At 58.5% G+C, this 17,468-nt stretch carries 18 protein-coding genes; 13 read left to right on the top strand and 5 right to left on the bottom strand.

The annotated features are described in order from the left end of the window. The first annotated feature begins 182 nt into the window (after positions 1 to 182). Complete coding sequence (locus G359_RS17710; RefSeq protein WP_082073000.1) at positions 183 to 1,109, top strand: metal-dependent hydrolase; 927 nt, start codon at positions 183 to 185, stop codon at positions 1,107 to 1,109. On the opposite strand, the gene G359_RS17705 is transcribed toward G359_RS17710, so the two are convergent. The 4 genes from G359_RS17705 to G359_RS17690 all read right to left on the bottom strand — a co-directional run bounded on the left by G359_RS17705 (position 1,075) and on the right by G359_RS17690 (position 3,817). After that, complete coding sequence (locus G359_RS17705; RefSeq protein ID WP_045837189.1) at positions 1,075 to 1,686, bottom strand: TetR/AcrR family transcriptional regulator; 612 nt, start codon at positions 1,684 to 1,686, stop codon at positions 1,075 to 1,077. The genes G359_RS17710 and G359_RS17705 overlap by 35 nt on opposite strands. Before the next feature lie 300 nt (positions 1,687 to 1,986). After that, on the bottom strand, positions 1,987 to 2,589 hold the full coding sequence (locus G359_RS17700) for a TadE/TadG family type IV pilus assembly protein (protein ID WP_245280081.1): 603 nt from the start codon (positions 2,587 to 2,589) through the stop codon (positions 1,987 to 1,989). A 27-nt stretch (positions 2,590 to 2,616) separates the two neighbouring features. Beyond that, positions 2,617 to 3,075: a pilus assembly protein gene (locus tag G359_RS17695; protein ID WP_245280146.1), complete on the bottom strand. Its 459-nt coding sequence runs from the start codon at positions 3,073 to 3,075 to the stop codon at positions 2,617 to 2,619. A gap of 274 nt (positions 3,076 to 3,349) precedes the next feature. Beyond that, entirely contained in the window at positions 3,350 to 3,817 is a 468-nt protein-coding gene (locus tag G359_RS17690) for a pilus assembly protein N-terminal domain-containing protein (RefSeq protein ID WP_045837187.1), read from the bottom strand. Between the two features lie 601 nt (positions 3,818 to 4,418). Between G359_RS17690 and G359_RS17685 the strand changes: the two genes are divergently transcribed. From G359_RS17685 to G359_RS17645, 10 genes are all read left to right on the top strand, one after another. Then, positions 4,419 to 4,601, top strand: coding sequence for a Flp family type IVb pilin (locus G359_RS17685; protein ID WP_045837186.1), 183 nt, complete (start codon positions 4,419 to 4,421; stop codon positions 4,599 to 4,601). A gap of 207 nt (positions 4,602 to 4,808) precedes the next feature. Beyond that, positions 4,809 to 4,973 (top strand): Flp family type IVb pilin, encoded by a 165-nt coding sequence (locus G359_RS20215; protein ID WP_082072999.1) that lies wholly within the window; start codon positions 4,809 to 4,811, stop codon positions 4,971 to 4,973. A 93-nt stretch (positions 4,974 to 5,066) separates the two neighbouring features. Then, positions 5,067 to 5,573 carry an A24 family peptidase gene (locus tag G359_RS17680; protein WP_045837185.1) on the top strand — a complete coding sequence of 169 codons (507 nt, stop codon included), beginning with the start codon at positions 5,067 to 5,069 and terminating at the stop codon, positions 5,571 to 5,573. Between the two features lie 165 nt (positions 5,574 to 5,738). After that, a complete protein-coding gene (gene cpaB, locus G359_RS17675) occupies positions 5,739 to 6,545 on the top strand; it encodes a Flp pilus assembly protein CpaB (RefSeq protein WP_045837184.1) in 807 nt (268 codons plus the stop codon). A 41-nt stretch (positions 6,546 to 6,586) separates the two neighbouring features. Next, entirely contained in the window at positions 6,587 to 8,206 is a 1,620-nt protein-coding gene (locus tag G359_RS17670) for a type II and III secretion system protein family protein (RefSeq protein ID WP_045837183.1), read from the top strand. 18 nt (positions 8,207 to 8,224) lie between these two features. Next, positions 8,225 to 8,965, top strand: coding sequence for a CpaD family pilus assembly protein (locus G359_RS17665; RefSeq protein WP_045837182.1), 741 nt, complete (start codon positions 8,225 to 8,227; stop codon positions 8,963 to 8,965). A gap of 15 nt (positions 8,966 to 8,980) precedes the next feature. Then, complete coding sequence (locus G359_RS17660) at positions 8,981 to 10,282, top strand: response regulator (protein ID WP_045837181.1); 1,302 nt, start codon at positions 8,981 to 8,983, stop codon at positions 10,280 to 10,282. 13 nt (positions 10,283 to 10,295) lie between these two features. Continuing rightward, positions 10,296 to 11,792, top strand: coding sequence for a CpaF family protein (locus G359_RS17655; protein ID WP_045837180.1), 1,497 nt, complete (start codon positions 10,296 to 10,298; stop codon positions 11,790 to 11,792). Further along, positions 11,785 to 12,771: a type II secretion system F family protein gene (locus G359_RS17650; RefSeq protein WP_052699445.1), complete on the top strand. Its 987-nt coding sequence runs from the start codon at positions 11,785 to 11,787 to the stop codon at positions 12,769 to 12,771. The genes G359_RS17655 and G359_RS17650 overlap by 8 nt, the downstream gene beginning before the upstream one ends. Before the next feature lie 39 nt (positions 12,772 to 12,810). Then, positions 12,811 to 13,794 carry a type II secretion system F family protein gene (locus G359_RS17645; protein ID WP_045837179.1) on the top strand — a complete coding sequence of 328 codons (984 nt, stop codon included), beginning with the start codon at positions 12,811 to 12,813 and terminating at the stop codon, positions 13,792 to 13,794. Positions 13,795 to 13,963: 169 nt separating this feature from the next. Here the strand turns inward: G359_RS17645 and G359_RS17640 are convergent, their stop codons facing one another. After that, positions 13,964 to 14,929, bottom strand: a complete 966-nt coding sequence (locus G359_RS17640; protein WP_045837178.1) for a tetratricopeptide repeat protein — start codon at positions 14,927 to 14,929, stop codon at positions 13,964 to 13,966. 214 nt (positions 14,930 to 15,143) lie between these two features. On the opposite strand from G359_RS17640, the gene G359_RS17635 reads away from it, so the two are divergent. Together G359_RS17635 and G359_RS17630 are read left to right on the top strand one after the other, a co-directional pair. After that, positions 15,144 to 16,565: a leucyl aminopeptidase family protein gene (locus tag G359_RS17635; RefSeq protein WP_045837177.1), complete on the top strand. Its 1,422-nt coding sequence runs from the start codon at positions 15,144 to 15,146 to the stop codon at positions 16,563 to 16,565. Beyond that, positions 16,562 to 17,458, top strand: a complete 897-nt coding sequence (locus G359_RS17630) for a C40 family peptidase (protein ID WP_045837176.1) — start codon at positions 16,562 to 16,564, stop codon at positions 17,456 to 17,458. Before G359_RS17635 ends, G359_RS17630 begins: the two co-directional genes overlap by 4 nt. Positions 17,459 to 17,468 lie beyond the last annotated feature (10 nt).

Here is a 17,468-nt window from a genome sequence, read left to right as displayed (position 1 = left end):
CATGTGGGGAGAGCGTCTCCGGTGCCACGGCAGCGGTACGGCTCGCCGGGCTTATCCACATCCGTGCCGCATCAAGCCCTCGTCGGGACGGTGCGAATCTGATGCTCCATTAGCCGAAGAGAGGACCGCCAGCCAGTCCTTAAGTCTCGGATTCCGAGCGGGCATTGCGGTTTGGGGCAGCCATGGCGAATTTCACCACTCACATCGCGATTGGTACCGTCGTAACGGGTGCGCTTGCAACCCTGACCCTTGCAGCGGACGTTGTCGCTCCGCAAAATCTCGTCGCGGTAACTTTGGCGGGTGTGCTCGGTTCCGTGCTGCCGGATATCGATCTCAAGGATTCTCGGCCGAGCCGAGCCATGTTTGCCGGGCTCGCCATTTTCTTTTCATTTGCGGTGCTGTTCAACGCGGCGACCGAATTCTCGATAGCCGAACTCTGGGTGCTGTGGCTCGGAACGCTGCTCGTCGTGCGATACGGTCTGCACGCGATTTTCCATGGGATTTCGGTGCACAGAGGGATTTGGCATTCAATCCTCGCCGCGGTCTTCTCGGCGGTTGCGACAGCGATCGTGTTTCGGCATCTCCTGGGCAAGCCTGATGGCGTTTCGTGGCTCGCGGCTGTGTTCATGTTCGTCGGCTACATAACGCACCTCACGCTCGACGAGATCTATTCCGTCGACGTTATGGACACGCGGATCAAATCTTCATTCGGCACAGCGCTGAAGTTTTTCGATCAACGCCACATTCCCGCGTCGATTGCGATGGCGGGAGCGACCGCCGCGGCCATCATGCTTTCGCCTCAGACGACCTCATTCGTCGACGGGCTGAGTTCACGCAGCATGTGGACGGGCTTGCAGCAACGGCTTCTCCCGACCGACAAATGGTTCGGGATCGTCGAAGGTCCACGCTTCGCCAGCCGGAAGCCCGATGCGGCAAACGGCATAACGACGAGTTCCATTGGTGATCATCCGAGCGGCGAACAGACGGGCAGCAATCATCCGGAAGAGGCGAAGCCTGCGCAGGAGATCGTCCAGTCCAAGCCTGCGGCAGAAGCGGTGCCGCAGGCTGCTCCGGTTACTGATGCGCCACCTCGAAGCGCAAACCCTTAAGAAAGATCGTCGTCAGTTCCTTGGCGAAGGATTGTGCCGTGGCGGGCGTCAAATAAACGCCCTTTTCGGTTGCGGCTATCGCCGTAATGCCATTTAGACCGGCCCACAGAGTGCGCGCCGTTGCATCCAAAGCTTCGCGCGGGGAATTGGGCGCAATCGGCTCAAGCGCGCCCCTGACAATATCGATGATGCTATTCGTATAGTCGTGAAGTAATGCCGGGACGGTCGTTCCCGGCGGCAAGCTATGGGCTAGAAACAAGCTCCACATGCGGCGATTGACGAGTGCGAAGTCAACGTAGCTGTGCGCCAAGGCTTCGATGTTTTGATCGCTATGCGGTCCAAGTGGCACGCGCTTCATATGTTCGAGCGTACGGGCCATCAACTGCACCTGAAGCGTCAGCAGAACGTCGTCCAGGTTCTCAAAGATATTGTAGAGTGTGCCCGGGGAGTAACCGATCATACGAGCGATTTCGCGCGCTGATAGACCGGTAATCCCATTACGTTCGACGATCGTCTGCGACGCGTCGAGAATAAGCTGGCGCAACTCCTCCGGCGAATGAACTGATCGTCGTCCCATAAGGTAACAGCCTCTAAATCAATCTTGATGCTGAACAATCAAACTGTACTGAATGTTGCTGCAGTAACAAGACATAGTCAGGGTGCCGACGAAATGAGATGCTCATTTCCTTGACTCTTAAGAAAAAAAAGTTCTTGACAATTTAGCCGTGCGGGGGTGCGCGGATAAATAAATACCGATCGTTCAGGGAACGGAGGATTAATTTGCTCCGTAGTCTGATTAATTAAAAAAGATTTCGAAATTATCAAAAGATTGATGCTTGGCGCACACACGTGCCCGACATGTTAATGCAGAGGGTGATTATGTCGGGCAAGTCGTATTTTGCGTGGCTTGGCCGTAAAAAACGGAGCCGAATCGCGGCGCGAACGTCATCCTGTCTGTCCAATCCATCTTCTTGATGACGGCCGGCAGGAGGTTCGTCAGCAGCGGTGAATACTGATACTTGGCATCGATAATGATTGCCGCATCTCCCTTCGAGAGAAGGTTCGCGGGGGTCAGGTTATTCGACGTGTAAGTTAGAGAGCAGGGCTGAATGGCCATGTTGTGATACGCGTAAGACCATTCGATGCGCGTCTTGGTTGCGTCGGTACTGCTCGCTCGGAATTGATAGATTCCCATCTGCAATGGGCCGGAGCTGTATGGGGCCATGGCGTGCTCGGCCGCCTTCATGATTGAGTCTAACTGCTTTGCAGCTGCCGTAGGATCCGCGCCGAGCTGCTGCTCACGGGCAACGAGATCGCCAATCATCCCGGTCGCTTTCTGGAAGCGTTGATGAATGATCAGGGCGCGGGTTATTTCGAAGGTGCCGAACGTCATCAACATCAACAGCGGAGCCAGGAAGGCGAATTCGACGGCTGCGACGCCGGCGTGATCGCGTAAGAAATGGCGAAATCGCGAGATCAATCGGGGGTGGCCAATTGGATGCATGGGTCAATTGCTCGGGTATGGCTCGCTGCGGAACGCTGTTGCAGTTTGGATCACGGTCGAACCGTCTGGAGCATTGCCAAGTTTTATGAAGGGCAGCTTGGCCGTAAAATCCCACTGGTAGCAGGTTGTGACCATAACGACCTGGCTCGCGGTGCCCGTATAGATTGCGATCAAATCCGTGGCCTTCATGATTTGGTCTTGGTTTTGAGTGTTGCCCAAGCACTGAATCGGATCTTTGACTTTGCTCCAGTCGTCCGTTGGGGAGGCGACGACTTTGAGTTTGTTGCAATCGATCCAGCTACCTGCCCCCGTGCAGATGGTCTTTCTGAATTGCTCGACAGTCATCTTCTGAGTAACGGCCTGGCCAGTTCGGACAAGCCGGGTCGCCTGATCCATGCCCTTCTCGATCGAGTTCGCTATAAAGAAATAGAAGGCGCAGCCGATGAGCGCGAAGATGAACATAAGGAATGGGGTCACGACGAACGCAAACTCGACCGCGGTCGCGCCATTGTCGTCGCGTTGAAGGCGGCGAAGGCTGCCGGCCTGCAAACGCAGGAGGCGACGAGCTTTCAGTAAGCTGGAGTTCGGCATACGCAGAAGCATTCCGCCCCTCATCCCTTGTTATGCTGAGAGGTAGTCCTGGAACATTAAAAGCGTATTTATCGAAAGGTCTTTCCTTTGGCGCGGTTCACAAAGCGTTAAACGAAATGGAGACCGATCCCGCGCCTTCGACTCATTATTGTTGGTTGTTGGCGTTGACGCCTTGATCAGAGGCACCTTCTGAGAACTTCGTCTTGCTCGAGTTGGCCGATTTTACGTTCTCGAAGAAGTCTTTCTCGTCGCCGATCGTCAGTGTCGGTTCGCAGTTTGGCGTGCAGGCGAATGTGAAGCGTTGCGTCCCTTTATGCAAATTCACGACCCTGCGGTCGTCGCGCTCCACCATCACACGCTGATCCTGGATGACGTTATGGTCGGTATCTAGAGCGATGATGTTCGTGATGCCGAATGTCTTCCCCGTCACGACGAGCAGATTTCCGTCCTGAAGCGTGACGTCCGCAATCGATGGATTGCCGACGATGATTTCGGACGCGGGCCTTGGAAGCCGCAGCAATTGCGATTGGTCGTAGCGCACGATCAAGTCGGCGGCGGAGGCCGGCGTTCCAACCAATCCGATGAGGCAAGCGCAGGCGACGCTCCGAATCATCCGAAACGATGTTGCGGCTCTTCTGAATTGCGCGGGCATTCGAAATCCGATGGCTCGAGGAAAAGATAATTACCGCATGAATTGGTGAAGGAACTGGAAACGCCCGTATCAATCGAAAGCGAGGGCGTCTTTACGCAACCGCGCAAGGTGCGGCGCGTCATTCGCGGGAATGCAAAAAGTTACTTGAGTTGAATGTGAGCACCCGAATGCAGGCGGTGATCACCAAAGGTCTCAGGCAGATCCGGGGCAGTTGGCCGTGCGGAAACGCGCAGCATGTAGACTTTATCTTGGCTTCAACGAGATGGATAAGTTTAATAATTAAGAAGTATTAACTCTTCAATACTTGATTTTTGCGCGCACAGTTGAAGTTATTCTCACTTTAGTAAGCAGATTTATCATGTTTTATACGGAAGTATACTTGGATATTTTGAGAAATGATCCGTGATCATTTGGACTTTAGTCTGATGAACCGCGCGGGATCGGCGGTTTTACCTGACTTTAATTTTTGAAGATTATTGTCGCTAAAGTTCATCGGAGAGGACGGATACCCCCGGTGGACCAGGATCGGACATACACTTGCGACAAGTTTGGGAGAGTACAAATGAACATGTTTTCGCGTTTCATGAACGACGAGTCGGGTGCAACGGCCATCGAATACGGCCTGATCGCCGCGATCGTCGGTGTCGGCATCATCGCAGGGCTTACCCCTCTTAAGACCGCGCTGGTCAACACCTTCACGGGCGTCGGCACTTCCCTCACCACGGGCGTGGCCCCGACCCCGTAATTCTAAATTCCACACATGCGAACTGCGCTCGGAGGCCCCTCCGGGCGCATTTTTATATCTGGTTGCTCAGTTCGGTTGACGCGTTTCTGCGCTGAAATGCTCTCTCGAACTCCAGCCACCGAAGATTAAGGCCCCTACTTTAGCCTCGTTCACGGCGATTCATTGGAATGGTGGCAGAAGGAATATTCCGGCGTGCGTAAGAAACCTATGCGGAACTTTCTTCGCGATGAAGACGGCGCAACGGCCCTTGAATACGCGTTGATCGCGGGGATCGTGAGTGTTTGCATCGTCGCCGGTTTGACCCAGGTATCAACTTTCTTGCAGGCCGCTTTTTCGTCCATCGCTTCTATCGTTACCGCGGCTAATTCATAGCTTCCGGCTCACGGATCCCTGCCGTTAGGCTCGCTTTTACTCAAATTGCTGCATCCTCAGGCGTCCGTGGCATTCTTCCCCAGGTCTCGATACATGACGTCGCTCGCCTCGCTTTTCCTGATGACGTTCCCTGTGGCGATGGCCTTTGCCGCAGCCAACGATCTTTTCACGATGAAAATACCGAACAAGATTTCGCTGGCGCTCGTCGGCGGCTTCGTCGCGGTGGCTGTTCTCACTCAGATGCCGCTGGAGACGTTCGGCACGAACCTCGCGATCGGGCTCGTGACCCTTGCCGTGACCTTCGTTCTCTTTTCGCTCAATCTTCTCGGCGGCGGCGATGCCAAGCTGATCGCGGCCGGCAGCATTTGGATCGGCGCCAACCAGGTTGTCGGATACCTCGTCTGCGTCGCAGTGTTCGGCGGCGTTCTTTCGTTGGTAATCCTCGGTTATCGCAACTGGTTTCCGGCTCAATCCTTTGCTCTTCCGGGATGGGCGCAGCGCCTCCACGTGCAAAAGGGGCCTATTCCGTACGGCATCGCCATCGCCGCTGGCGCGCTCGCGATTTTTCCGATGACCGACATTTTTCTTTCGCTCGTGTGATTGCTGCTCGTTAACTCGGTTGGGCTTCGTTTACGCTTCGATAACTGTCTCTACAACGTTTCGACGCCTTAGCCTCGCTTCGAGACAGAGATTAACCTCAAATTGACAATTGGTCGTCATCGTCCTGAGCAGATCGATTTCTGATCTCGAGGGACGACGGGGCGGATGAAACGGGCTCAGCTCATTGGGTTTTCGGTGGCGTTAAGCGCCGCTGTACTCGCTTATTACGTGGCGAGTTCTTTCGTGCGTCCGCCGCCAGCTCCAGTCACTGTCGAAAAAACCGTCAACAGCACTGAAGTTCTGGTCGCTGGATCGGATATTCCCGTCGGGCAGATCGTCAACGAGGGCAGCTTCCGCTGGGTATCCTGGCCGTCCGAAGCCGTCTCTACGAGCTACGTCACGAAGCAGGGCGGCGGCATCGCGATGATGCACAATCTTTCGGGCTCAGTGGCGCGCTCCCCGATGCTCGCCGGCGAGCCCGTCACCACTCAGAAGCTGATCAAGGCGGGCCAAGGCGGCGTCCTGGCTGCGATCCTGCCGCAAGGCATGCGCGCCATCTCGACGAAAATCAAAGCCGAGACGGCTGCCGGTAGCCTGATCCTCCCGAACGATCATGTCGACGTTATCCTGATCCGTCAGGTGCGCAATCGCGGCAATCAGGAAGAGAGCGTCGCCGATACGCTGTTTCGCAATGTCCGTGTGATGGCCATTGGGCAGCAGATCGAGACGAAGGAAGGCAAGAAGGCGGCTGATAGCTCGGCGACGACGGCGACGTTGGAGCTGACGCCGCGGCAAGCAGAGATGATGGCGCTTGCGAATGCGATGGGCGAAATCACCCTTTCGCTTCGTAGCGTTGCCGATTTGAGCACTGATCCGGCGCGGGCCGGCGGTCTCAACTTGGACAAGCCTAAAAACAATTCCGTGCGCATCGTTCGCTACGGAGCCAAGTCGCGTGTGTATGGCGTGAACTGAGTAAGTGCTTAGTCAGTAGTCGTCATAGGGTATAGGGCCTCATGCGCAGTAATTTCGGTTTTTCATGGCGCGCTTCGTTGCGCGCCATAGTGATGCTTGTAAGCGCCACGCTGGCCCTTCCAGGAGCTTCGGCGCAGCCGCAAGATTCCGAAGAAGCGTATCGCGATATTTCGGCGGACGCCGGACATCATCAGTCGTTCATTCGCATCCAGGACACCGGCGGCCCCATCAGGAAAAGCCTGAAGATCGGTATGGGAAAATCGGTCCTGCTCGAATTCCCGCGCGATGTCCGCGACGTGATGGTGTCGAACCCCGCCGTCGTGGATGCGGTGGTGCTCAGTTCCAACCGCGTCTTCCTGTTGGCCAAGGGGGCGGGAGAGGCGAATGCCTTCTTCTTCGATACTTCGGGCGCGCAATTCGCGACCATGGAGCTTTTCATCGAAAGAGAGACGGCCGGACTTCAATCGCTCCTCAACCGGATCATCACGGGCTCTTCTATCAAGGTCGAGATGCTCAATCAGACGGTCATCTTGACCGGAAGCGTTAAGAGCCCGATCGACTCGACGCGCGCCGGCAATATCGCAGCACAATTCATCTCGCAGCAGCTCGTGAGTTCGGGCGTCAACGTCAAAGACGGCGTTACTGCCACCGAGAGCGCGACCAACGAACACAAACAACCCGTCATCAATATGCTGACGGTCGAAGCTGAAGAGCAGGTGATGCTCAAGGTGACGGTCGCCGAAGTTCAACGCACGCTTCTGAAGCAGATGGGCGTCAATCTCGGCGGCATGCTGCAATCGGGAAGCTTCTCGACGACGCTTCTGACGGAGAACTCATTCCCGATCACCGCCGCGCAAGGCCTCGGGACGCTTCCGACATTCGGAATTCCTGCTGCCGCGGGTGCTGCCTGCGCCGCAGGCGCGCCGATCTGCCCGTTCAACTCCGGTCCCGGTAACGGCTCTGTTGGCAACAGTGGTCTGCTTTCGGGCTGGGGTTCGGGATCAAACCGGATCCAGTCAGCTATTCGTGCGCTCGAGCGCGATGGATTGATCCGGACGCTCGCGGAACCAAACCTCACCGCCATTTCGGGCGAGGCTGCGGAATTCCTCGCTGGCGGCGAAGTGCCTTATGTCACCGGTATCGACACGCAAACGGGGACGAGTTCCGTCGCGTTCAAGAAATTCGGCGTGCAGCTCGCCTTCACACCCGTCGTTCTGTCGGAAGGCCGCATCAGCCTGAAGATAGACACCAGCGTCAGCGATATTTCGCAGTTCATTGGCGGCAACCCGGTGTTCGACACACGGCAGGCGAAAACCGTGGTCGAACTGCCGTCCGGCGGGTCGCTGGCGCTTGCGGGCCTCATCAATACCAAGACGCAGCAAAACATCGACGGCTTGCCGGGCGCGAAGGACATTCCAATTCTCGGTACTCTGTTTCGCAGCCGCGATTTTCAGAATCAAGAGTCGGAGCTCGTCGTCATCGTGACGCCGTATCTCGTGCAGCCGACCTCGCGTCAGCAGCTTGCGGCGCCGACTGACGGCTTGGCGCCGGCGACCGATCTCAAGGCGGACTTTCTCGGTCATCTCAACCGGATCTACGGCAAGGGCGAAGTCATGCCCTCCGGCGGTCTCAAGGGTGACTACGGTTTCATCGTCGAATAGCTGGGGCGTTGACGTATCATGCCGATCAAGTGCACGACCGACCGCCTTGCGCAGAATGTGCGATCGGGATTTGCGAAGCTTCTCATCGCCACGCTTGTCCCGGTCATCGTTGCCGGGTGCCGGCACGATGCGCCCGGCCCTCAGGTCGCGGGTTGGCAGCTCGTCGATCCCGAGCAGCGTCACCCCATTCTCGTGTCCCAGCAGCCTGCCACCCTCAACTTACGGGTCGCAGCGAATGCCGATGGTCTGACGCCGATGCAGCGTGCGCGCGTCCTGGATTTCGCTGGCCGAAGCAAGGCTGCGGATGCCGGAAACAGCCGCATCGTCATTTCGGCTCCTGGCGGGTCGGCAAATGAAAGCGCATCGATGCAAGCGGCCGACGAAGCACGCCAGTTGATGATCCAGAGCGGCTATTCGGAAACGTCGATAGCGGTTGAGGCTTATCATGCCGACGGCCGCGATGCGCCGCTGCGGTTGTCCTACATGCGCTATGTGGCCGAGGCGCCCGACTGCGGACGGGACTGGTCGGAAAATCTCGCGCGCACTTATCAAAACACGCCCTATCCGAATTTCGGCTGCGCGGGACAACGCAATCTCGCCGTCATGGTGGCGAACCCCGCCGATCTTCTCGGTCCGCGCACGATGACAAGCCGCGACGCGAACCGCCGGGACGATATGTACACCAAATACGTGTCGGGTAAGCCGCTCGGCGCCGATGCCGAAAAGTCGACCATCGATAAGCCTGGACTTAGCAATTGATCTTTCGGAGACGACATGACCAAAAACGCTACAGCCAGCTTAAGCGACGAACCGTTCCTCGATAATGCAGGTTCGCCGGATATCCATCCGGCGGATCGCGCCCGTCCGATCCCGCGCATTTCAATCCAGGCATTTTGTGACGATGCGTACGTTGCGGAAGCGCTTCAGCATGCCGCCGACGACCGCCGATTGTCGAAGGCGCATGTCAGCGTTCATATGGGCGGTATCGGCGCTGCCGTTGCGCACTATATCGACAGTCCGACGCCCAATCTGATCATCCTCGACAGCGCGCTGAAAGCTAGCCAGCTGCTCGCTGATCTCGACCGCTTAGCTGAGAGCTGCGATCCCGGGACGAAGGTTATCGTTGTAGGCCGCCATAACGACGTCGTCCTTTACCGCGAACTGCTGAGGCGCGGTGTTGCGGAGTATCTCGTCGCGCCAGTCGATCCGATGGCGTTGATGGAGAGCATCTCAAATCTTTACAATAATCCTGAAACGGACCCCGTCGGTCATGTCTTCGCGTTCATCGGCGCGAAAGGCGGTGTCGGATCGTCGACCATTTGCCACAACGTGGCGTGGACGATGTCGGAGGTTCTGAAGTCGGGCGTCACGATTGCCGATCTCGATCTCGCGTTCGGCACCACGGGTCTCGATTTCAACCAGGACCCGGTACAGGGAATTGCGGAAGCACTTGCGACGCCTGAACGTCTCGACGATCAGCTTCTCGATCGCCTGCTCACCAAATGCTCGCAGCATCTTTCAATTTTTGCGGCTCCGGTCGTGCTCGATCGCGACTACGATATTTCGCCGGAAGCCTGCGCCATCGTCATAGATGTGGCGCGCCAGAACGTACCGTTTGTTGCCGTCGATCTTCCGCATGGGTGGTCACCATGGTCGAAGCACGTTCTGCTGCAGGCCGACGAGGTCGTCATCACGGCCGTGCCTGATCTTGCGAACCTGCGGAACGCCAAGAACATCGTGGATTTTCTGAAGACGTCGCGAAAGAACGACGAGAAGCCCCATCTCATCCTGAATATGGCGAATGTGCCGAAGCGGCAGGAAATCAGCGTCAAGGAATTCGAGCAGGCGCTGGGGCTCAAGGTTATTTCGGTCATCGACTACGACTCGGAAACCTTCAGCCAGGCCGCGAACAACGGTCAGATGGTCGGCGAGTTCAGCTCGAAGGCCAAGGCTATCGAGAAGTTTCACGATCTGGCGTTCAAGCTAACACGCCGTAAAGACACTAAAGCGGAAAAGCAGAGTTCGCCGCTGTCGGCCATCGCGCCGATCCTGGAGAAGTTGAAGCTTAAGCGTTGAGGACCTAAATCGCATGTTCGGTAGGCGCTCGAACGATTCACCGCCGGAGAAGCGCGTCGCGCCGCAGGCTCCTGCACCGCAGGCCGCTGTTGCCGCTATCGAGCCGCGCGCATCGGCGCCGGCGCGGACAACCATTCCGGCAAGTCCCGCGATGCAACGGGCGCCTGAGCCGGTCGCTGAATCCCAGCGGCGCCATTCGGAAGAGTACTACGACGTCAAGACGACGGTCTTCAATGCGTTGATCGATACGATCGATCTCACGCAGCTGTCGAAGCTCGACGGTATCGCGGCGCGCGAAGAAATTCGCGATATCGTCAGCGAAATCATTCAAATCAAAAACGTCGTGATGTCGATTGCCGAGCAGGAAGAGCTGCTCGAAGACATTTGCAACGACGTTCTGGGCTATGGCCCGCTCGAACCGCTTCTCGCGCGTGACGACATCGCCGACATCATGGTGAACGGCGCGGGCACGACCTTCATCGAAGTCGCCGGCAAGGTTCAAAAGACCAATGTCCGGTTCGCCGACAATCAGCAGCTGATGAATATCTGTCAGCGTATGGTCAGCCAGGTTGGCCGGCGCGTCGATGAATCGAGTCCGATTTGCGACGCGCGTCTTCCCGATGGATCGCGCGTCAACGTTATCGCACCGCCGCTCGCCATCGATGGGCCTGCGCTCACGATCCGAAAGTTCCGGAAAGATCGTCTGCGTCTTGATCAGTTGGTCAAATACGGCTCGATCACACCGGATGCGAAGACGATCCTCGAGATCATCGGGCGCGTACGCTGCAACGTGCTGATTTCCGGGGGCACGGGTTCGGGCAAGACGACGCTGCTCAACTGTCTCACGGGTTCGATCGACCACGATGAGCGCATCATCACGTGCGAAGATTCGGCCGAGCTTCAACTTCAGCAGCCCCACGTCGTGCGTCTTGAAACACGTCCGCCCAACCTCGAGGGCGAGGGCGAGATCAAGATGCGCGATCTCATCAAGAACTGCCTGCGTATGCGGCCTGAGCGGATCATCGTCGGCGAGGTCCGCGGCGCTGAAGCTTTCGATTTGCTGCAGGCTATGAACACGGGCCACGATGGTTCGATGGGCACCTTGCACGCCAACAGTCCGCGCGAGGCTTTGAGCCGTCTTGAATCGATGATCATGCAGGGCGGCTACGCGCTGCCGATCAAGACCATTCGCGAAATGATTTGCGGCTCCGTCGATGTCATCGTCCAGGCGTCGCGTTTGCGCGACGGATCGCGCAAGATCACCCACATCACCGAAGTGCTCGGGATGGAAGAGGAGACGATCACGCTCCAGAACCTGATCGTCTACGAAATTACCGGCGAGGATGCGCACGGCAAGCTGATCGGCAGACACCGCTCTACGGGTATCACGCGGCCGCGCTTCATGGAGCGTGCGGAATATTACGGCGAGGCCGAACGGCTTATGACGGCGCTTGTCGCATCTGAAATCGAAGACAAGCACGGCAGTCCGTTGGGAGATCGCAATGGGTGAGGTGGATCTCCTTTCAGTATTGGTGCCGCTGCTTGCAGCGTTGGCCTTTGCGGGCGCGGTATTCGCATTCGCTTACCCCTATTTCGCCGATGATCGGCAAGCGAAGCGATTAAAGAGTGTCGCCGGTGTGCGAAGCGCCCGGCTTGCGAGCGCCACCGGCGAGTTGCCGAGCAGCCGCAGGAAATCGGTTGCGGATACGTTGAAGGAGATCGACGATCGCAATGGCAGCAAGAAGGTCACGCTCAGCCTGAAGCTGATGCGGGCCGGCTCCAAAATGACGCCGCGTGAATTCTATATCGCCAGCGCTTTGCTCGGCGGTCTTTTGGCGTCGATCTCGATCTTCATCGTCGAGCTGCCATTAGCGGGTACAGTCGTCGTCGCGTTTGTCGGCGGCTTTGGACTGCCGCGCTGGATTCTGAACAAAATGATCAACCGCCGCCAACAGAAGTTCGTTGGGCAAATGGCGAACGCGATCGACGTCGTGGTGCGCGGCATCAAGTCAGGTTTGCCGCTGAACGACTGTATTCAGGTCATTTCGCGCGAAAGCCCGGAACCGCTTGCGAGCGAATTCCGCGAAGTCGTCGAGCAGCAAAGGCTTGGGCTTTCAATCGCAGATGGGCTCGAACGGATGTGCGAGCGGATGCCGCTGCCGGAAATGCGCTTTCTGACGATCGTCATCGGCATCCAGCAGCAGTCGGGCGGAAACCTGTCCGAAGCGCTTGCGAACCTTGCGAACGTCCTTCGTGACCGGCAAATGCTGGCTCTCAAGGTCAAAGCGCTTTCCGCCGAGGCGAAGGCGTCGGCTATCGTGCTCGCCTCGTTGCCGCCGGGCGTCATGTCGATGGTTTATCTTTCGTCGCCTGGTTACATCATGCCGCTTTTCACGACGACCATGGGTCAATTCATGGTTGCCGTGGGCGCGGTGTGGATGATGACGGGCGTGCTCATCATGAAGAAGATGATCAACTTCAAATTCTAGGCCGTTTTTCACGCAACCAAGCATGATGGCAGGACTGCGATGACGTCATTCGTCAATACGGTAATGGACCCGCAATTCATCGCGACGATGCTGGCGGCGTTCTGCGTATTCGCAACCGTTTTGACGGTGGCGCTGCCGATGTTGCAGCGTGACCAGATGAACCGGCGCATGAAAGAAATGGCGATCGAGCGCAGCAAAATGCGCTCGGCGCGTCTTGCCGAAATGGCGACGAAGGACCGACAGCAGGGTGGGCGGCTCAGGTCCACGCCGAAGGGCTTCATGCAGCGGGTCGTTGATCAGCTGAAGCTACGCGAGCGTTTCGATAATGAGGAATTGCGCGAAAACCTGAAGCGCGCCGGTCTTCGCGGGCAGGCGAACATCGTGTCGTTCATGTTCTTTCGCGTCGCCGCGCCGATCGTGCTTTTCTTTTTTGCGCTGTTCTATTTCTTCGTTATCTACGATACCGGCTACCCGCCGACGATCAACGTTCTCATGGCGCTGGCGGCGGGTTTCCTCGGCTTTTACGTGCCGAACATGTTCATCTCCAACCGCGTGCAGAAGCGGCAGATGGCGATCAAGCAGGCGTGGCCGGATGCGCTCGACATGCTTTTGATCTGTGTCCAATCGGGCATGTCGGTCGAGGCGGGTTTTGCGAAAGTCGGAAAGGAAATCGTCGCTCAATCGATCGAGCTTGCCGAAGAGATGATGCTGACGACGGCCGAGCTTTCATATCTGCAGGAGCGCCGGCAAGCTTACGAAAATCTCGCAAAGCGCACGGGCCTTCCCGGTGTCAAAGCGGTTATGACGGCGCTTGTACAAGCCGAACGTTACGGTACGCCGGTTGGTCAGGCGCTTCGAACGATGGCGAAGGAGAACCGCGAGATTCGTCAGTCGGAGGCCGAGCGGAAGGCTGCGGCTCTGCCACCGAAGCTTACGGTTCCGATGATCGTGTTCTTCCTGCCGGTGCTTTTCATCGTCATTCTCGGGCCGGCCGGCATCTCGTACATGGAGATGCAAAAGTAAGGCTCGCGAAGCTCCCGCGGAAATTCTCTTTGTGTAGCGTTAGCCCTGATCGCCACTCGGCGATTGGGGCTATTTCATTTGAATGGTGCGCATAGCACGACGCGAAGAAGCCCGGCGATTTGGGTCGCCGGGCTGCTCTCTGATCTGAAAAAGAGAACCGCGCGTTTCGTTATCGTGCGATCGGCAGCGCTTCGTCGGTACTCGTCTGCCAGACGCCTTGGCTTACAGGCAGAGACGCGGGAGTTGCCGTGGCGTTCTGGAAAGCGTCCTGCGCGGGAGCGGACGGGCTGACCGACGTATTGACGGCAAAGCTTTTGGCGTCGGGCATGGCGGTCGTCGGCTCGAGCCTTACCATCTGCTTCAGATAGGCGGCGTTGGCCGATGCCGTATCGGTGTTGAGCACCGCCGAGGCGACGGATTTCGACTCGTCGTAACGCCCCTGAAGTCCCAGAACGAGGGCGAGGTTCTCGCGGACTTTGGGTGTCGCGCCCGGCGCTGACATTGCTTGCCGCAACAGATCTTCAGCCTTCTTGGGATCGCCGTTCATCGCGTATGCCATCGCGAGGTTGTTCGTGACCGTCGGATTATTGGGCGAAAGTGTCAGGGCGCGCTCGTAGAAGGGTATTGCCTCGGTATACTTGCCCTGCTTCGCCATCACCGTGCCGCGTGCAGAAACGATGCGCCAGTCGGGCTTCGTCGGGTCGTCGGCCATCGTCAGCATCTGATTGGCGACGCCAACCTGATCCATCTCGAGCGCTAAGCGACCGTACTCGCCCGCGACTTCCGGGTCGTTGCCGTGGAGGAGGCTGACCTGCTGAAGGACGGCGAGAGCTTTCTCCTTTTCGCCGAGGGCCTTCAGATTTTTGGCATAGTTGAGCGCGGGGCGAAGCTCCGTCGGTTTCTTGGTGTACTCGTTGCCCCAATAGATTGTCGCCTTCTGCAACTCGTTTTGCGGGGATGAGGGCGTGGCATCGGCCGTCTTGGCGCCGCTGTCCGGCTTCATCGCGATGCTCGGCAAGAGGTCGGTCGACGCGGAGCACGCACCGAGCAGCAGGCACGCAGACAGGGCAGCAAGGGTGCCCAGGCGGGCGGGCCGCAGCACTGCAAGCGGGAGGGGGCGCTCAACACGCGTCATGAAAGTCTCCGTCGGGGAAGTGATTCGCGGATTTGCGCGCGAATCTTTGCGAGGCCGTCAGTTTCTGGGGCAGGGGTCAACAAACGCTTAAGTTTTGACGGAGACCCGTATAAGCAGATGCATCTCTGGAAAGATGTGCTCTGGCGGCCCCGACACTTGCAGCCAGCGCGCGTTTTCAGACAATGAATGCAACGTGCAGCGGAGTGTAAGACGGATGGTCGAGACGGCAGCCTGGGCAGCGGCGGAAACATTTGCACTTGGCGCTCAAGTCGCAGACGACATTCCGATTCATTTCGTTCCGTCCGACGGCGCCGAGGCGATCGGATCGCTCGACGATGTTCAGCGCGCCTGGCTCAAGGCTCAGAAGTTCTCGGGCAGCGCCAAGCGTACTGTTCTCATTCCGGGCGCCGGCGGAAAGATCGCGTCTGTCGCCTTCGGGATCGGTAACGGCCAGCAGGGCGAGCCGAGCGGTCCGTCCGAACTGCTTGCCGGGCTGCTCAGTCCGGCGTTGCCTGCCGGCACGTATCGGTTCGCCTCGGAGTTGGCGCACGATGAGCTTGCGGCTTTGGCTTGGTCGCTCGGGGCCTACTCGTTCTCGCGCTACAAAAGCAAAGACAAGAACGGCGATCGCGCCAAGCTGCGGCTCGCTGGAGCAGGAGCCGATCGCATCATCAATACGGCCGAAGCTGTGTGGCTCGGCCGGGATCTGATCAACACGCCCGCTTCCGATTTGGCGCCTGCCGATATCGAAGCCATCGCGCGCGTGCTTGCGGAACGTCACGGTGCCGAGATTTCGGTGACGACCGGCGACGATCTGCTGACGGCGAATTTTCCGCTCATCCACGCGGTCGGCCGGGCCAGTCCGCGGCAGCCGCGTCTCATCGACATGAGTTGGGGACCGGCCGGCGCGCCGAAGATCACGCTCGTCGGCAAAGGCATCACATTCGACACCGGCGGCCTCGACATCAAACCTGCGAGCGCCATGCTTCTGATGAAGAAGGACATGGGTGGCGCTGCAACGGCGCTGGCGCTCGCGCACATGATCATGGGGCAGGGGCTCAAATGCCGGTTGCGCGTGCTGATACCGACGGCGGAGAATTCGGTCGGGGGCGATGCCTTCCGGCCGGGTGACGTCATTGCAAGCCGTCTTGGCCTCAGCGTCGAGATCGGCAACACGGACGCGGAAGGGCGGCTCGTGCTGGCGGACGCGCTTGCGCTCGCCGACGCGGATGAGCCTGACAGCATCTTCGTATTCGCGACGCTGACCGGGGCGGCCAGAACGGCGCTCGGTCCCGACTTGCCGGCGTTCTTTACGAATGACGATGAACTCGCCCGGAGCCTGCCGCCGCTTGCGGCCTCGATTGGGGATCCGTTGTGGCATTTGCCGCTTTGGGAAGGTTACCGCCGCCATCTCGACAGCGACGTCGCCGATATCAACAATGTTTGGGAATCGCCGTTCGCGGGCGCGATCACCGCGGCATTATTTTTGAAGCGCTTCGTCAGCAAGGCTCGCCGTTTCGCCCACTTCGACTTATATGGCTGGCGACCGGCGCCGCGGCCTCTCGGGCCCAAAGGCGGGGAGCCGCAGACGGCGCGTGCGGTCATGGAACAACTGAGGCGAGAACTGACCTCGTGACCACCAGCGTTTCACAACGGCCCGCAGGCGCGCTCGATCCGCGGCGCAATGCTTTTCGTCCGGACCTCGCGGCGAAGTCGCTCGAGGGGATCGTCCGCGCCGAGCGTTATGTTCCGGGCGAAGCTGGCTTTATCGTGCGGGCGACGGTGCCGCTTCGCAAGCAGCCCGATCCGTCGCGCGGCTTTGAGACCGAGGCCCTGTTCGGTGAAAGCCTGACGATTTTCGATGAAGGCAATGGCTGGGCCTGGGTTCAGCTCGCGCGCGACGGATACGTCGGCTATCTGCGCTCCGATACGATTGCGCGCGGCGTCATAAGTCCCACGCATCGCGTGCAGACACTCGGCACGTTTCTTTACAGCGCGCCGGACATCAAGTCGGCGCCGATCATGCATCTTCCGATGAACGCGCCGATTGCGGCACGTGGCGGCGACGAGCGATTTCTGGAACTCGAAGGCGGCGGATTCCTCTACGCGCGGCACGCGGCGCCGAAGGATCGTTTCGTGCGCGACTATGCGGAAATCGCCGAACGTTTTATCGGCACGCCCTATCTCTGGGGAGGCCGCACGCGCGTCGGGATCGATTGCTCAGGTCTCGTGCAGACGGCGCTTCATGCGGCGGGCATCCCTGCGCCGCGCGACAGTGACATGCAGCAGGCAGAGCTTGGCGACAAGGTGCTCGTCTCCGAAGACCTCGAAGGCTTAGCGCGGGGTGACCTCGTGTTCTGGAAGGGGCACGTCGGCATCATGCTCGACGGCGTGATGTTGGTTCACGCCAACGCCTATCACATGCTGGTCGCGGTTGAACCTTTGCCTGAGGCTGCACGGAGAATCGCCAAAACGGGCGGTCATATCTCGGCGATCAAGCGCCTCGCCGGGCATGCGCCGTCTCTTTAGCATTCAGTAG

Source organism: Hyphomicrobium sp. 99, assembly GCF_000384335.2.
In the GTDB taxonomy this organism is placed as follows: Bacteria; Pseudomonadota; Alphaproteobacteria; order Rhizobiales; family Hyphomicrobiaceae; genus Hyphomicrobium_B.
This window is presented reverse-complemented; position numbering and strand designations above follow the sequence as displayed.

What these genes read in the sequence shown, in the direction of transcription:
- G359_RS17710 (WP_082073000.1), top strand. Translation starts at nt 183, where the DNA reads ATGGCGAATTTCACCACTCACATCGCGATTGGTACCGTCGTAACGGGT.
- G359_RS17705 (WP_045837189.1), bottom strand. Translation starts at nt 1,686, where the DNA reads ATGGGACGACGATCAGTTCATTCGCCGGAGGAGTTGCGCCAGCTTATT.
- G359_RS17695 (WP_245280146.1), bottom strand. Translation starts at nt 3,075, where the DNA reads ATGTTCATCTTCGCGCTCATCGGCTGCGCCTTCTATTTCTTTATAGCG.
- G359_RS17690 (WP_045837187.1), bottom strand. Translation starts at nt 3,817, where the DNA reads ATGATTCGGAGCGTCGCCTGCGCTTGCCTCATCGGATTGGTTGGAACG.
- G359_RS17685 (WP_045837186.1), top strand. Translation starts at nt 4,419, where the DNA reads ATGAACATGTTTTCGCGTTTCATGAACGACGAGTCGGGTGCAACGGCC.
- G359_RS20215 (WP_082072999.1), top strand. Translation starts at nt 4,809, where the DNA reads ATGCGGAACTTTCTTCGCGATGAAGACGGCGCAACGGCCCTTGAATAC.
- G359_RS17680 (WP_045837185.1), top strand. Translation starts at nt 5,067, where the DNA reads ATGACGTCGCTCGCCTCGCTTTTCCTGATGACGTTCCCTGTGGCGATG.
- cpaB (WP_045837184.1), top strand. Translation starts at nt 5,739, where the DNA reads ATGAAACGGGCTCAGCTCATTGGGTTTTCGGTGGCGTTAAGCGCCGCT.
- G359_RS17670 (WP_045837183.1), top strand. Translation starts at nt 6,587, where the DNA reads ATGCGCAGTAATTTCGGTTTTTCATGGCGCGCTTCGTTGCGCGCCATA.
- G359_RS17665 (WP_045837182.1), top strand. Translation starts at nt 8,225, where the DNA reads ATGCCGATCAAGTGCACGACCGACCGCCTTGCGCAGAATGTGCGATCG.
- G359_RS17660 (WP_045837181.1), top strand. Translation starts at nt 8,981, where the DNA reads ATGACCAAAAACGCTACAGCCAGCTTAAGCGACGAACCGTTCCTCGAT.
- G359_RS17655 (WP_045837180.1), top strand. Translation starts at nt 10,296, where the DNA reads ATGTTCGGTAGGCGCTCGAACGATTCACCGCCGGAGAAGCGCGTCGCG.
- G359_RS17650 (WP_052699445.1), top strand. Translation starts at nt 11,785, where the DNA reads ATGGGTGAGGTGGATCTCCTTTCAGTATTGGTGCCGCTGCTTGCAGCG.
- G359_RS17645 (WP_045837179.1), top strand. Translation starts at nt 12,811, where the DNA reads ATGACGTCATTCGTCAATACGGTAATGGACCCGCAATTCATCGCGACG.
- G359_RS17640 (WP_045837178.1), bottom strand. Translation starts at nt 14,929, where the DNA reads ATGACGCGTGTTGAGCGCCCCCTCCCGCTTGCAGTGCTGCGGCCCGCC.
- G359_RS17635 (WP_045837177.1), top strand. Translation starts at nt 15,144, where the DNA reads ATGGTCGAGACGGCAGCCTGGGCAGCGGCGGAAACATTTGCACTTGGC.